Origin of the sequence: Methanosarcina hadiensis (genome assembly GCF_046529725.1) — an archaeon.
In the GTDB taxonomy this organism is placed as follows: Archaea; Halobacteriota; Methanosarcinia; order Methanosarcinales; family Methanosarcinaceae; genus Methanosarcina; species Methanosarcina hadiensis.
This window is the reverse complement of record NZ_CP136241.1, coordinates 2,437,449-2,452,606: the sequence shown is the minus strand read 5'-3', so window position 1 is coordinate 2,452,606 and position 15,158 is coordinate 2,437,449. Positions and strand designations below refer to the sequence as shown.

At 41.6% G+C, this 15,158-nt stretch carries 9 protein-coding genes; 6 read left to right on the top strand and 3 right to left on the bottom strand.

The window, feature by feature from the left end; all coding sequences use genetic code 11:
* Positions 1 to 54: 54 nt before the first annotated feature.
* Complete coding sequence (locus RSJ42_RS10340) at positions 55 to 405, bottom strand: DUF1788 domain-containing protein (protein WP_410510354.1); 351 nt, start codon at positions 403 to 405, stop codon at positions 55 to 57.
* Positions 406 to 583: 178 nt separating this feature from the next.
* Between RSJ42_RS10340 and RSJ42_RS10335 the strand changes: the two genes are divergently transcribed.
* Entirely contained in the window at positions 584 to 1,831 is a 1,248-nt protein-coding gene (locus tag RSJ42_RS10335; RefSeq protein WP_410507212.1) for an RNA-guided endonuclease InsQ/TnpB family protein, read from the top strand.
* Between the two features lie 28 nt (positions 1,832 to 1,859).
* On the opposite strand, the gene RSJ42_RS10330 is transcribed toward RSJ42_RS10335, so the two are convergent.
* Both RSJ42_RS10330 and RSJ42_RS10325 read right to left on the bottom strand, forming a co-directional pair.
* On the bottom strand, positions 1,860 to 2,063 hold the full coding sequence (locus RSJ42_RS10330; RefSeq protein ID WP_410507211.1) for a hypothetical protein: 204 nt from the start codon (positions 2,061 to 2,063) through the stop codon (positions 1,860 to 1,862).
* 115 nt (positions 2,064 to 2,178) lie between these two features.
* Positions 2,179 to 3,846: a TerB N-terminal domain-containing protein gene (locus RSJ42_RS10325; protein ID WP_410510353.1), complete on the bottom strand. Its 1,668-nt coding sequence runs from the start codon at positions 3,844 to 3,846 to the stop codon at positions 2,179 to 2,181.
* 1,639 nt (positions 3,847 to 5,485) lie between these two features.
* On the opposite strand from RSJ42_RS10325, the gene RSJ42_RS10320 reads away from it, so the two are divergent.
* The 5 genes from RSJ42_RS10320 to gyrA all read left to right on the top strand — a co-directional run bounded on the left by RSJ42_RS10320 (position 5,486) and on the right by gyrA (position 14,781).
* Positions 5,486 to 5,698 carry an Lrp/AsnC ligand binding domain-containing protein gene (locus RSJ42_RS10320; RefSeq protein ID WP_015412528.1) on the top strand — a complete coding sequence of 71 codons (213 nt, stop codon included), beginning with the start codon at positions 5,486 to 5,488 and terminating at the stop codon, positions 5,696 to 5,698.
* Between the two features lie 391 nt (positions 5,699 to 6,089).
* The gene (locus tag RSJ42_RS10315) at positions 6,090 to 7,955 is read left to right on the top strand and encodes a DNA topoisomerase VI subunit B (protein ID WP_410507210.1); all 1,866 of its coding nucleotides are present in this window, start codon (positions 6,090 to 6,092) and stop codon (positions 7,953 to 7,955) included.
* 1 nt (position 7,956) lies between these two features.
* The gene (locus RSJ42_RS10310; RefSeq protein ID WP_410507209.1) at positions 7,957 to 9,066 is read left to right on the top strand and encodes a DNA topoisomerase IV subunit A; all 1,110 of its coding nucleotides are present in this window, start codon (positions 7,957 to 7,959) and stop codon (positions 9,064 to 9,066) included.
* Between the two features lie 949 nt (positions 9,067 to 10,015).
* Positions 10,016 to 11,923, top strand: a complete 1,908-nt coding sequence (gyrB, locus tag RSJ42_RS10305) for a DNA topoisomerase (ATP-hydrolyzing) subunit B (RefSeq protein WP_410507208.1) — start codon at positions 10,016 to 10,018, stop codon at positions 11,921 to 11,923.
* An 11-nt stretch (positions 11,924 to 11,934) separates the two neighbouring features.
* Positions 11,935 to 14,781 carry a DNA gyrase subunit A gene (gyrA, locus tag RSJ42_RS10300; RefSeq protein ID WP_410507207.1) on the top strand — a complete coding sequence of 949 codons (2,847 nt, stop codon included), beginning with the start codon at positions 11,935 to 11,937 and terminating at the stop codon, positions 14,779 to 14,781.
* Positions 14,782 to 15,158: the final 377 nt, after the last annotated feature.

Sequence of the window (15,158 nt, the reverse complement as noted above, 5' to 3'; positions counted from 1 at the left end):
TTATCTAAAAACCTAAAACTCCCCGTAGAGTAATCCCGAACAAATTTCTAAAATTTACATTGCCTCTGGCATTAAGCGGAAAGCTCTATAGTAGTTCTTGCTTTTGAATTCACCAAATAAGCTCAGGTCAAGCCCGCTGAATTTTCCAGGATAAAACATCACAAGGGGCTTTTTACCTGTAACGGAATGAAGGTTATTAAGGACAGAATGAGCTCTGACCATTGGCCAGGCATTCCCCACTCCTGTCAGAAAAATAATGTCGTAGTCTCCCTGAAGTATTCCAGCAATTTCTTTTTTTGTAGCTTCCTGGTTAAGAATTAGTCTTATCTTCTCAAGTAAGGCATCTGAACCCTTTTTCTTTTCAAACTGGGTTATTTTTTCATCACTAAGCTTCTGACTTAGTATTTTGAGACACAGATCGTACAGGTTAATCTCAATTATTTTAACTCTAAGGCGGGAAGTCCCCTTCCTCGACAGCCATCAGGCTGGCAGGTGGGGGATGAAAGCCGTCAACTTCCCGACAATTTACTTTTTTAAATTCTGATAGCCTATTTATACACAGACCTCTTGTTTATATACTGCTATGCATCTAACGACAAAAGTTAAGATTTATCCAACAGAAGAACAATTGAAAGTCCTTTGGGAACTTTCAGATAAATGTTGTTCATTGTATAATCTAGCTTTAGCCGAAAGAAAAGATGCATGGAAACTTGAAAGAAAGAGCATCAAGTACGTGGATCAACAAAACAAATTGCCGGATCTCAAGAAAAGAAACCCTGAATACAAAGCTGTTTATTCAAAGACTTTGCAGGGCGTTCTAAAAAAACTTGATGCAAATTATAGATCTTTTTTTGCACTCAGAAAAAATGGAGATCTAAAAGCCAGACCTCCAAATTTCAAAAGCAGGAAATATTTTCAGACAATTCCGTATAATCAAAGTGGATTTTATCAGATTGGTTGTGTCATTTCTTTCTCTCATAAAATAAATGACACCAAACTTGTTTTTGATCTCGGAAAGAAATTTGAAAATATAAAACAAATCGAGATCTATAATGATGATCCTTTCCATGCTAAAGGAGATTTCTATATTTCTGTTACTTATGAAGTCTCTGCACATGAGTACATTGATAATGGTTTATATCAGGCTAATGATGCCGGGATCACAAAAATAGTAACAGCAGTAAATACTCAAGGTAAATTCTTTGAAGTTAAAACTCCAAGAATTGATAAGTACTGGCAACCAAAACTGGATGCTCTAAAATCCAGGAGAGATCACTGTAAAAGAAAGAGCAAAAAATGGGTAAGGCTACACAATATTTATCGTAAAATGGAGAAAAAGAAATCTAATCAGCTTAGAGATTTCCAGCATAAACTATCAAAGAAAATGGTCAACAATACTAAGGCCAATACTATTATTGTGGGAGATCTGAAAACAAAAAACATGGCTCAATCCAAGAGACTTAAAGGAAAAAGAAAAAGAGCTATGAATAGATCTACCCAAAATCAAGGATATTTATCTCGCTTCATCGAATTTTTAGCCTATAAAGCTGAACTTATAGGTAAAAAAGTAATAAAAATTGATGAAAGCTATACTTCCAAAACGTGTTATGTTTGTGGAAAAATCCATGACATGCCACTCTGGAAACGAAATATGGAATGCGATTGTGGCAATTTTATTGATAGAGATTGCAATAGTGCAATCAATATCATGGTAAATTTCCTATTGCAGAATGCCTTGTGGACAGGCTATCAGAAATTCTCTGATAATCTTCGACAAACAGGATTACCGATGTCGGAAAGATTCTTAGAATCTTACCATCAAATGACGTAATCACTCGAAGGAAGCTCCGTCCTCGCCATCAGGCAGGGCGGGGTAGTTCACGAGAATATTTGGTCTCAAAGCTTGTGACCATCTTTTCAATTGTGTCCCTGACTAGAAGCTCTTTCTCTGGCTCATAATCAAATATCCAGTATGGGATCTCATTTCCTAGGCCTTTACATTCCAGAAAATCCTTTGTTTTTATCTTTTCTTTAAAGAGTTCCAGACGCTCTTCAAGTTTCATAAATTTAGAATACAGCACTATCTATAAATCGGTTATTATTTTCAGTCAGTACTGTATTATCTTTTTTAAGCTTCTGAGTCAAAAGTTTCAGTAAATTGTCTCAGTAAATCAATGTTCAATGCTGGGGCATATAATGGCACCTGCACCAACCCGCCTTTCCTTCATGCAACTGATGACTGCATGCCTCACAGGGTATGGGCTTTTCTTTCAGAGCTTCATCAATTGTATACACTCTGCCTGAAAGTTTCCGGCACTCTGGGCAGGAGTCTCCACCGGTAAATATAGCCACTTTTTTAATGCCTTCATTTTGATAAGCCATAAGTTCCATTTTTGCTGACGTCTGAAGGAGCTTGAAGAAATCCCCTCCCGTATAATAGAGAAATAGAGACTTTTCGAAGTAAAGGAACTTAAGGAGATTCAGGTCGGCAGTTTGCAAAATAAGTTTATCATAAAGGCTCAGGCAAATATCAATCGAACTAACCTTTGTACCCTTTCCTCTGGATAATCTACTTTTCCTATCCATGAAATCCTGCTTTGTGATGCCATGAGCTTTCAGTTTCTCAAACTCATCTGCAGCCAGAGCATCTTCTTCGATTAGCAGAGTCGACGGAAATAGGTTTTGTTTTGTCCTTACATATATGTAATTTCCACAAGCTGGACATTTTTTCTTTTTTTTAGGCACATCCTTTAGAAGTGTTTCACAATGCGGGCAGGATGCCTGAATCTGATTTTCAGACTCTTCGGCATTGCTTCTGGACTTGGTTGCTGGTTCTGGTTTCATTCCTGCTTTTCTCTGTTCCTCAAGATTCTTCTTCACAGCCTCATGCGCTGAGGACAGCAAATTGTATATCAAAGACTTGAATTCGGCATTCGATATTATCGAGGGTAGAGTCTGGGTTCGGGTTTCTTCTGAAAAAGAGATATTTGCAAAAACTAATTCTTTTCCCAGGCTGAACTCAGTATAAAGGTTATAAAAAGGCAGTGAGCATTTTCCAAACTCGGTTTCCAGCAAGGATGCAACATTTTGCCGGAATAAATCCGGGTATCCGTTTATATATCTCTTATTATTGAATCCTGCCTTGGAACTTAGAGATATTATCTCATCTATAGAAAGATCTTCCTTCAAAAGGTATTTTGCAATAAGCAGTATGCTGTCACATTGTTCTTTTTCAAGGTTTTTCACTACTTTTTCAAACATTTCCTTATCTCTGTGCAGTATTGAAGCCATTATCAGAGCAGAACTTGAATAAGAATAAAATGAATTGTTTTTGTGATATTCCCTTAAGAGCAGGATCATGTCTACAGCTTCTCTATATTTGCCGAAAATTAAGTGCCTCTCAAGTCCATAATAAAAAATGAAAACATACCCTATATCAACAGGCTGAGTTACATCGCGTAGCCACTCTAGATAGGTTCGCCTTTCTTCTGGGCTTAACTTTTCATATGAAGGATAGTAACCGATCTTCTCTTTTGGGTCTTTCTTATCATTTCTACTAATTGGTAAATTGGAATATATCAGGCTCGGTTCGGTTCCAAAAGAATATTCAATCCTGAAAAGTTCGTTTTCTACAACTCGTTTGTCAGCTTCAGCGTTGTAGTTCTGGTATTGCCCATCAGCAAACCACAATAAATCTCTAATGTTTTCAGGTATTGTTAGGTTTCCAAAATAGGGCCTAAGACCTCTTTCAATTAGGTTCTTTTCAAATTGAGGAACAACATCAGATCTTTTTATCAGAGCGTCACTTGAGTCTTTTTTCTTTTTCAGAAAATCAAAAATCCCCATGTCTATCACTTACTGCCAGTACAAGTTTACCCAGAGATAAGAGCTAATCTAATAAAGTATCTTTGGAATCAATTTGTTCACTCACAAGCGGTTAGAACATAAGAAACAATCAAATAAAGTGTTCCAACAGCATTTCTTTTTCTTTATCGTCGATAGGCTCCCATCTAGAGCTTGAAATATATTCTGTTACAATATCAGGATTCAACCATTCCCACATTTCAAGAACCCTCACCTTAAAAGGAAGCTTTTTGCTTGTTGCCAGTCGGCTTATTATCTTTTCAATTTTCCCAAGAGTCCTCTCACTATCTTGAAGCGATAATTTTAGTAAAAATATCCAATTATAAGCGATTTTAAAGACTTTTTTCTTCGTGAAGGTAAATTTACTTCCCTGCCTTTAAAAGATGGCAAAAATCTCTATATTCCCTTTAAGGGGGGATTTTTTTAATCTCTCCTCTGCCTGTCATCCTTCGCAATTATAGCAATGCTCGTGATCAATCGGAATCTATGATTCCGATCTCTCTGTTCGCTAGCATCTAGCATATTGAAAAAGAATAAGGAAAAATGGTAAACTTTTTTGTACTCTGTCTTTAAGAGACTATCTTAAAATTCAAATCACTTCTACATTTGGATAGTAGGTGTTGTTGGTTTCAAATTTAAGTTGTAGAGTTGATCCTAAAACTCAAAATTGCTTATCTAAATCCTATACTCTGAATAATCGATCGAGTTTTAGGCCACAGCAAATAGTGCTGAAAATCACTGATTTTTGAACAAATTTGGTTTTAGAATGAACTCAACAATAATCCTGAAAAATTTAAACAAATTTATGAATCAATTATTCCTTCTGCTAATATTTTTAGTTCAGATTCTTCCATTCGATATAACAATGAAGAATTCAATTTAAAAATTTATAGTAATGACTATTGAAAGAACGCTAATGAAGATGAAATAAATAATTTAATAAATTCTGTAATATCTGGAAAACTGAGTGAAGATAAAACAGAATTACTTTGCGATTCTCTGATGAAAGCTAGAGATGCAAATAAAGGCTCAATGACACTCAAACAATGTAATCCTTCAAAACTTGAAGGATTGAGATATTATACTATATTGGTAGTATAAATAAACCAGTTACAAAAGGTGCTTATGAAAAAATTCACTTTTAATTTTTTTATACTCCTAATAAGAATATAGTAAGCCTTGAATCAATGCCAGTTGCCGGAGTATGCAGTAATAACGAAGATGGGAAAATTTTGGAATTTGGTTATTTAATAGGAAGTACTTTGGTATAACATGACCCTAAAAGTAAGAAATATCGGTAAAGAACTAGGATTCTATTATATTGGTGAATTCAGCAAACAAATAATACAAAAATGAATTTTGTCGATTATAATAAAGCATTAAGGAAATCTGAAAAACAAAGTGTTAAAATCAATATACAAAAGGATTATTATCAATCGGATTTTGACGAGTAATTTGAGTGTAACAATCAACCGAAGACTTTTCAGAATTGTATGAACATATGTTCATAAGATAATTGTAAAAATAAATATGTCTTCTTGTAAATATAAATGACAATAAGCTTTTTATTGTAATAAAAACTATAAAAGGCGGGTTTTACATTTTGGTTATAGGAGTCACAATGATAAATGTGCTGCCCGGATATGAGAAAGCAGCATACAGGGAATTAAGGAATATAGAGGGAATCAAGGACGTCTACCATGTTTTTGGAGAGTATGACTTTGTCGTCATCATAGACGTTAAAGACCTGAGTATTCTCAATGCCGTGGTAGACAGGATAAGGGAAAGCGAGACTGTAACCGCGACCCAAACGATTATAGGTGCGGAACTCTGAATTCTTCAATGCCTGAAAGTACAATAAAGTACAATATTACTCCGGAAAAGATCTGGAAGAATCGATATCTTTTTTAGCAGGCATAAATATTTATTACCTCACACTTTTATTAAGGAAGAATGCCTGCTTCAACTTGCTTCAGGCAGCAAATTTCGCTTTAGCCTGCTGACTTGCTTTATCAGAGTATATTTCGCTTAAACATTGACATAAAATCTCTCAGGATGGGACAGTTCTGGATATTCCAGATATATCCAGATATACCCAGATATAAAAGTCTCCATAAAGTATTATCATCCATTCAGTACCGCATCTGTTTCAAACATTAGATTTATTTTAATATCAAATTCATTCTAAACATCGGATCAATCTTTCAGCCCTGAGGTAAAAGTTCATGGAAACCCCCATTGCAGAAGAACTCGCCAAAAAACAAAAATCGATAAGTGTAGCTGAATTTTTTGAAAAGAACAGGCAGATCCTGGGTTTTGACTCTGCGCCTCGAAGCCTTATAACAACCGTAAAAGAAGCAGTGGACAACGCTCTGGACGCCTGTGAAGAAGCCGGAATCCTTCCTGATATCCTTGTCCAGGTCGAGAGGACAGGACAGGACTATGTAACCGTTATTATCGAAGACAATGGTCCCGGGATCATAAGAGAGCAGATTCCCAAAGTCTTTGCAAAACTGCTTTACGGTTCAAGGTTCCATGCCCTCAAACAGAGCCGGGGGCAGCAGGGAATAGGAATTTCGGCGGCTGTCCTCTATGCCCAGATGACTGCAGGCAGGCACACTAAAATCCTTTCTAAAACCAGCCCGACATCTCCCGCTCATTATTATGAGCTCATGATCAATACCAGCACAAATGAACCTGATATCCTGATAGACGAGGTCAGGGACTGGTTCCGCCCGCATGGGACACAGATCGAGCTTGAAATGAAGGCTGCCTACGTAAAAGGGAGAAGACAGTCCATTTACGAATATCTCAAAGCTACTGCAATTGTAAATCCGCATGCCAGGATAACCCTTATCGACCCAGACGGCAATGAGGAAGTCTTTGAACGGGCTACGGACAAAATGCCTGATCCCGCAGAAGAAATCCTGCCTCACCCTGAAGGTATTGAACTCGGAACGCTCATGAAAATGCTCCACTATACCGAGCGCCAGAAACTTGCTCCATTCCTCCGCTACTCTTTTTGTAAAATAGGGCTGCTGACTGCCGAAGAAATCTGCAAAGCAGCAGGGCTTGACCCGGAGATTGACCCTCATGCACTGGGGCGTCACGAAGCAAGAAAGCTGATCGAGGCTTTTGAAAAAGTAAAGATTATGGCTCCTCCGACTGATTGCCTTTCTCCAATTGGTGAAGATCTTATTTACCGGGGGCTTGAGAAAGAGACGACTGTAGACTTCATTGCCACAAGTACACGGAAACCTGCCGTTTATTCGGGAAATCCATTTGTGGTGGAAGTCGGGATGGCTTACGGGGGCACCCTTCCAAAAGAAGAAAAAATCAGCATCATGCGCTTTGCAAACCGTGTGCCTCTGCTTTACCAGCAGGGCGGCTGTGTAACAACGCATGCTGTGGAAGACATAAAGTGGAAACAGTACGGCTTAAACCAGCCCGGGGGGGGAATTCCTGTTGGTCCCGTTATTCTCCTTATCCATGTCGCTTCCATTAACGTGCCTTTTACTTCCGAATCAAAGGATGCGATTGCAGATATTCCTGTAATTAAAGAGGAAATCGACCTTGCAATCAAAGACGTTGCAAGAAAACTCAAGCACTACCTGAGCAAGCAGAGCAACCTCAAGAAGCGCAGGGAAAAAGAGATTATAATTACAAAGGTTCTTCCAAAGATGGCAGCAAAGGTTGCAAATATTCTGGAAAAAGATGTCCCTGACATAAATCCTGTTGTTGCAAAGATCATGGGAAACCTGCTTGTGCACAGGAAAGTCAGGACTAATGGAGACGGGACTGCAGATGTGGCAATTAAGGTCAAGAATTTCGGGACTTCTGCTTATTCTTTCAGAGTGCACGAAATGCTTCCCTGCAAAATCAGCGGGGCAAAGCCTGAGCCAAAGGTTGTGACCATGGGCAATGATTACGATTATGTCTGGGACATTTCGGCGGCTGCGGGGTCTTCCAAAGTGTTGAGCTACAAAATCGAATCCGCAACCGAAGAGGAACTCCAAAAGCTTCCTCAATTGATTGTAGAAGGGATCGAAGAAGAACTGGTAACCGGGGCAAAAGCTTTCAGGGGTGTTTAAAATGGAAGGAGAAGAAGGAAGCAAAACAAGAAAGGGAGACGCTATTGCTAAGGAAAAACTCCTTGAGATTGCAGATAAGATTTATAACCAGTTTGAAGATGAGGTTGTCCCGAGTGTCAGCCTTCCGAGCCGGACAAAAGCAAATCTGGAATATTCCGACGAGAGCGATGTCTGGGTCTATGGAGATAGGGAAAGCGAAAGAAGTGCAAAAACCGTAAAAGGCGCATTCCAGCTTCTTAAAACAACCTATGCAACGGATTTTCTCATAAATGAGCACCTTGCCCGTAACCGCGGCTCAACACTTCGAGAACTTTATTATATTTCCGAAGGCTGGGACTATGCCAAGTTCAAAGAGCAGAGTGAGAGCGACCGCCTGATCGAGGACCTGGAAATTCTGACCAGCCTCCAGAGAGAGTATTTCCACATGCGTCCCGAAGAAGACGGGGCTACAATGTTCGGGCCGATTGAAATCACGGAAATGACAAAGCGCGGGGAAAGGGATATTCACTGCCAGAAGGATGTAGGGGAAGGCGGGTACCAGATCCCCTTCAATGTAGAAAATATCGAGTTCAGGAAACATGATGCGAGCATGATTATAGCCATAGAAACCGGTGGTATGTATGCTCGTCTTATGGAAAACGGGTTTGATGAAGCTTATAATGCGATTCTTGTTCACCTGAAGGGTCAGCCTGCACGGTCGACCCGAAGGATAATAAAACGCATGAACGAGGAACTTGGGATTCCTGTTGCGGTTTTTACTGACGGTGACCCATGGTCTTACAGGATTTATGCCTCGGTTGCATACGGGGCCATAAAAAGCGCTCACCTCTCTGAATTCATGGCAACACCGGCAGCCAAATTCCTTGGGCTTCAGCCGTCCGATATCGTGGAATATGAACTTTCTACCGACAAGCTCACGGAGCAGGATGTAAGCGCACTCAGGAGTGAACTTTCAGACCCCCGCTTTGAGTCTGATTACTGGAAAGAGCAGATCCAGCTCCAGCTTGATATCGGCAAGAAGGCTGAACAGCAGGCTTTTGCAGGAAAAGGTCTGGACTTCGTAACTGAGGTTTATCTTCCTAACCGGCTGAAAGAAATGGGCATGATTTAAGGGAATTCCTGTATAAAGGGAATTCCTGTAAATTTTGACAAACATGCAAAAAGCTGCTGGTAGTGATTAAAGCAAAGCGGAAATTAAAATAAAGTGAAAATCAAAATAAAGTGAAAATCAAAATAAAGTGAAAATCAAAATAAAGCGAAAATCTTGGCTCTCTGCCAGCAGTTTTTGGCAAGAAGTTAGCTCAGGAGTAGAGGGTGCTTATTATTATTTCAGGTTGATAGATTGATCTTCTCACGCTTGATTTTTACAATATACCATTTCTTTTTCCCGTGCTTTGCGCCAGCTGGGTCTCGCGGGCCAGAGAGTTGCATAAGTTCATCAACAGAGCCCATAAGACAGATCTAAAATCTAAACTTCTTCTGCAGACTGGAACCTGTGTAACCGGACAAATGTTGTATATATTCCTGTGATTGTTTTATGTTCAGTTTCTCGACAATCTGTTCTTCCAGTAGCCAGTATCTTTAGATTAAATGACCGGAATTAAGATCAGACTTGTACCCCTGAGTTATTCCTGAAACTTTTAAGATGCCGCGAGTCATGCCCTGACTGCACTGAGAGATTCAAATTTTTCTCTGTGAAACAGCAAATATTTATTTAAACCAAGAACATATTGAAAGATTAGCCTTAAAAGGGCATTTTCGGGCACAGAATTTTGCGAAAATTTATCACTTTTGGGGCATTAATGACAGAAAATTCTGGCTAAATATATGGCTGATCTAAAGGCTTAAAATGTATGAGCGCATATTGAATCTGTCTCACTGTAGAAACATAACTATTAAATATAAAAATATCCTAATAAAAAGCAAAGGCCCAGAGAATTAACACGACTTTTAAAGTTCGATTTCGAACCGAGTTTTCCTGCGAGTTTTAAAAAATGTGTAATATGTAATGAGATTTAAAATTAATAACTTTACCAGATTTTTATGGAGAATAAACCACGATGAGTGATAAACAGGTTTATGATGCTTCGCATATCCAGGTACTTGAAGGCCTGGAAGCTGTCCGAAAACGTCCGAGCATGTATATAGGGAGCACAGATGGCCGCGGGCTCCACCACCTAGTCTATGAGGTAGTAGACAACAGTATTGATGAAGCCCTTGCAGGCTTCTGTACAATGGTCGATGTCTCGATCAATCCTGATGGGAGCGTAACCGTAATTGACAATGGGAGGGGTATCCCAATAGATCCGCATCCTGTGCACAAGAAGTCAGCCCTTGAGGTCGTAATGACTATTCTGCACGCAGGAGGCAAATTCGACAAAAATACCTACAAGGTTTCCGGAGGCCTTCATGGAGTGGGGGTTTCGGTAGTAAACGCCCTTTCCGAATGGACCGACGTAGAGGTAAGCAGGGACGGAAAGAAGTACTTCCAGCGTTATATCCGGGGAAAGCCTGAATCTGATGTCCAGGAAATAGGAACTTCGGACTCTACAGGCACAAAAACCACCTTCAAACCTGACCCAAAAATCTTTGAGACCACGGACTTCCAGTATGATATCCTGTCAAACAGGTTAAGGGAACTGGCTTTTCTGAACCGTGGCCTTACAATCATCCTGAGGGACTTAAGAAGCCCTGAAGGGCAGGCAGAGACCTTCAATTACAGCGGAGGAATAGTGGAATTCGTGGAATACCTGAATAAGAAGAAGCAGCCTCTTCACGAAAAACCGATCTATTTCGAGCGGCAAAGAGATGATATGGTCGTAGAAATTGCAATGCAGTATACGAACAGCTACACTGAAAACGTTTACTCTTTTGCAAACAATATTAACACCCACGAAGGTGGAACCCATATAATTGGTTTCAAGACCGCCCTTACAAGAGTAGCAAACGATTACATAAAAGCCAACAAGCTCTCCAAAGAAGACGAAAAGCTTACAGGAGACGATGTAAGGGAAGGGCTGACAGCCATAATCAGCGTCAAGCTTATGGAACCCCAGTTTGAGGGGCAGACCAAGACAAAGCTTGGAAACAGCGATGTTAAAGGGATAGTAGACTCCCTTGTAACGGACGGGCTTGCAGAGTACTTTGAGGAAAACCCGAAGGTTGCAAACGTTATCCTTGAAAAAGCTCTCCTCGCACAGAGAGCAAGGGAAGCTGCAAAGAAGGCAAGGGAACTCACCCGTAGAAAAAGTGCACTTGAGGTCAGCACCCTGCCAGGAAAACTTGCTGACTGCTCTGAGAAGAATCCTGCAGCCTGTGAGATTTATATCGTTGAAGGAGATTCTGCAGGCGGTTCGGCAAAGCAGGGCAGAAACCGAAGTTTCCAGGCGATTCTACCTCTCAGGGGAAAGATTCTCAACGTGGAGAAATCCAGGCTTGCAAAGATCCTGAAAAACAACGAGGTTATTTCCCTTTTTACAGCCATAGGGACAGGAGTTAGCGAAGACTTCGATATCGATAATGCACGTTACCATAAGGTCATTATTATGACCGATGCCGATGTGGACGGAGCACATATCAGAACTCTTCTTCTTACTCTGTTCTTCCGCTATATGCGACCTCTAATTGATGCAGGATACGTGTACATTGCCCAGCCCCCTCTTTACAAGGTAAAGAAAGGAAAGAATGATTATTACGTTTATTCCGATAAAGAGCTGGCCGATAAGATAAAAGAAATCGGCGGAGAGAAAGGGGTCGCCATCCAGCGATACAAAGGTCTTGGAGAAATGAACCCCGAGCAGCTCTGGGAAACCACCATGAACCCTGAGAGACGGACCCTTTTGCAGGTTACTCTGGAAGATGCAATCCGGGCTGATGAGATCTTCCGTGTCCTTATGGGAGACGAGGTCGAGCCTCGCAGAAATTTCATTGAAACACACGCAAAAGAGGTTGTGGACCTGGATATCTGAGGTGGCGAAAAATGGTAGAAAATGAAGATAAAAACAAATCCGAAACAGAAATGAAAAAATCATACCAGGCAACCCTTATTCCGGAAAACTCGCAGGAGTCCGAAATAGAAGAAGTACCAGAAGAAGTATCAGAAGAAGTACAGGGCAGTACGTCCGAAGAACATGGTGAAGACCCTGAATTAGAAGAAGGAACCGGCAACGGCACCGACCTGGAATATCCGGACGACGAAGAACCTGTAAGGTCAGGAGTTACTCCTATCCTTATCGATGATGAGATGAAGCGCTCCTACATCAACTATGCAATGAGCGTAATTGTCGGAAGGGCTCTCCCGGATGCCCGTGACGGCTTAAAGCCTGTACACCGCAGGATTCTTTTCTCCATGAATGAGTCCGGAATTACACACGACAAGCCTTACAAAAAGTCCGCCCGTATTGTGGGAGATGTGCTTGGTAAGTACCACCCTCACGGAGATTCTGCAGTTTATGACAGTATCGTGCGTATGGTTCAGGACTTTTCTCTCAGGTATCCCCTTATAGACGGCCAGGGTAACTTCGGGTCCATTGACGGAGACTCGGCTGCAGCCATGCGATATACCGAAGTCCGTATGGACAAAATTGCAAAGGAGATGCTTGTTGACATTGAGAAAGAGACGGTTCCTTTCAGGCCCAACTATGACGGGTCCCTGGAAGAGCCTGAAGTTCTCCCTGCGAAGCTTCCGAACCTCCTTATCAACGGTTCGACCGGTATTGCTGTCGGAATGGCAACCAACATGCCTCCTCACAATATCAGCGAGGTCATTGACGGAATTCTGATGCTTATCGAGAACCCCGAAACCCAGATTTCGGAACTGATGGCAGTCATAAAAGGTCCTGATTTCCCTACAGGTGCACACATTGTTGGTACAGCAGGCATAAGATCCGCATATATGACAGGCAGAGGCCCTGTAAAGATCAGGGCGGTCGCCGAAATTCAGGAGCTTAAAAAAGACAGGCAGCAGATTATCGTAACCGAAATACCTTACCAGGTAAACAAGGCGAGGCTGATTGAAAATATCGCCCAGCTTGCACGGGATAAGGTAATTAGCGGGATCTCGGACCTGCGGGACGAGTCTGACAGGGAAGGGATCAGGGTTGTAATAGAGCTTTCAAAAGGCATAAACCCAAAGGTCATCCTGAACCAGCTCTATAAACACACTCAAATGGCAACCACTTTCGGTGTCATCAACCTTGCCCTTGTGGACGGAAAACCTAAAGAGCTGAACCTGAAACAGCTTCTTCAGATCTACCTTGACTACAGAATGGAGATTGTGCAGAAGAGGACGCTTTATGACCTGAAGAAGAGCGAAGAAAGAGCCCATATTTTAGAAGGGTTAAGGATTGCTCTCGATAACATAGACGCAGTTGTTGCCCTTATCAAAGGCTCTGCAAATGCGGATGAAGCAAAACAGGGCTTGATGGAAAACTTTGCGCTTGACGAGGTTCAGGCAAAAGCTATCCTGGATATGCGCCTGCAGCGCCTGACAGGTCTTGAGACTCAGAAGATTCTTGAGGAACTTGAAGCTCTCATAAGGCTGATCGAAGAGCTCAGGAAGATCCTTGCAAGCGATGAACTGAAGTACGAAATCATCAGGACCGAACTGCTTGAGCTCAAAGAAAAGTACGGGGACGTCCGCAGGACGAAGATCGTTCATAACACTGAAAATGTGAGCGACGAAGACCTCATCCCTGAAGAGGACGTCGTGGTCACAATCACAAATGGCGGCTATATAAAACGCATTCCTCTTGATACCTATACCATGCAGCGCCGCGGAGGCAGAGGGATTATAGGCATGGAAATGAAGGAAGAAGATTTTGTTGAAAACCTTTTCATTTCGTCAACCCATAATTATATTCTCTTCTTTACAAACAGGGGCAGGCTCTACTGGCAGAAGGTCTATGAGATTCCTGAAGGTTCCCGACAGTCAAGAGGCAAAGCAATTGTAAACCTTCTTGAGCTTCAGGAAGGCGAAATGGTCAATGCCATGATTTCCGTGGAAGAGTTTGCTGAAGATAAATACCTCCTTATGGCAACAAGAGCAGGCACGGTCAAGAAGACTCCGCTCTCCGAATTTAAGAACCCGAGAAGAGCCGGCATAATTGCAGTCAGCCTGGACGAGGGTGACGAACTTGTGAGAGTTCTACTTACCGACGGAAAGAAGGAAATTGTGATGGTTTCAAAGAAAGGCAAAGCCATCCGCTTCTCTGAAGAAGATGTCCGCCCAATGGGCAGGACTGCAAGAGGAGTCCGCGGCATGACCCTTGAAGGACCGGATGACGAGGTGGTCAGCCTTGACCTTGTCGACGAAACCACAACTCTCCTTACAGTAACAGACAACGGCTTTGGCAAAAGGACGGAATATTCCCAGTACCCTTCACACCGCCGCGGTGGAAAGGGAGTGATCACGATTGTCACAAACCCCAGGAACGGCTTTGTTTCCAGCGTTAAATCCGTTGCTGAAGACGACGAGCTGATGTTCACGAGCGCAGAAGGCATCATTATCCGCATCCCTGTAAAGGATATTTCGATCCAGGGCAGAAACACCCAGGGAGTGCGGGTTATGAATATCAAGCACGGCGACAAAGTCAGCGGTATGGCAAGGATTAAGAATGGAAAAGAAGACGAGAAGCTGAAACTTACCGCCCTTGCCAAAAAAGCAAAACAAAAAGTACCTGAGATAGAAGCCGAAGAGGAAGAAGTCGAAGATCTCGAGGAATTCGAAGATATTGACGAATCCGAAGAAGATATAGAAGCCGAAGATCAAGAGGTCGAAGGAGCAGAAGAAGACGAAGAAGGCGAAGACGAAGAAGAAAAATACTGAATAGTTGAAAATTTGAGTTACAGAGATTTAAGTAGCAGAAATTCGGACTAGAGAAATGAGTGAAGGAAATAATCCTTCACTCTAACTTTCCCCGCCGGTAACCTATTGGGGTTTGGTTTCCGGCTCTCATCTCAGTCTCGAAGGGAGGTAGGTGGAAGATAGACTGTTTTAATCTTTGAGCAGCACGGAGGTACTCCTCAAATCCAATAAACAACATCCAAGTCGTTTATTATTCTCAACAGACGATCTTCTACCAGGTTTCCTATTTCGCATACTCATTTCATCTTGAGATAGGTGTGTCCGAATCTCAGCTTCAATGAATATATTTCCTATATTACTTCTAATTATATATACCATCTAGAATATATTGTCCTTAG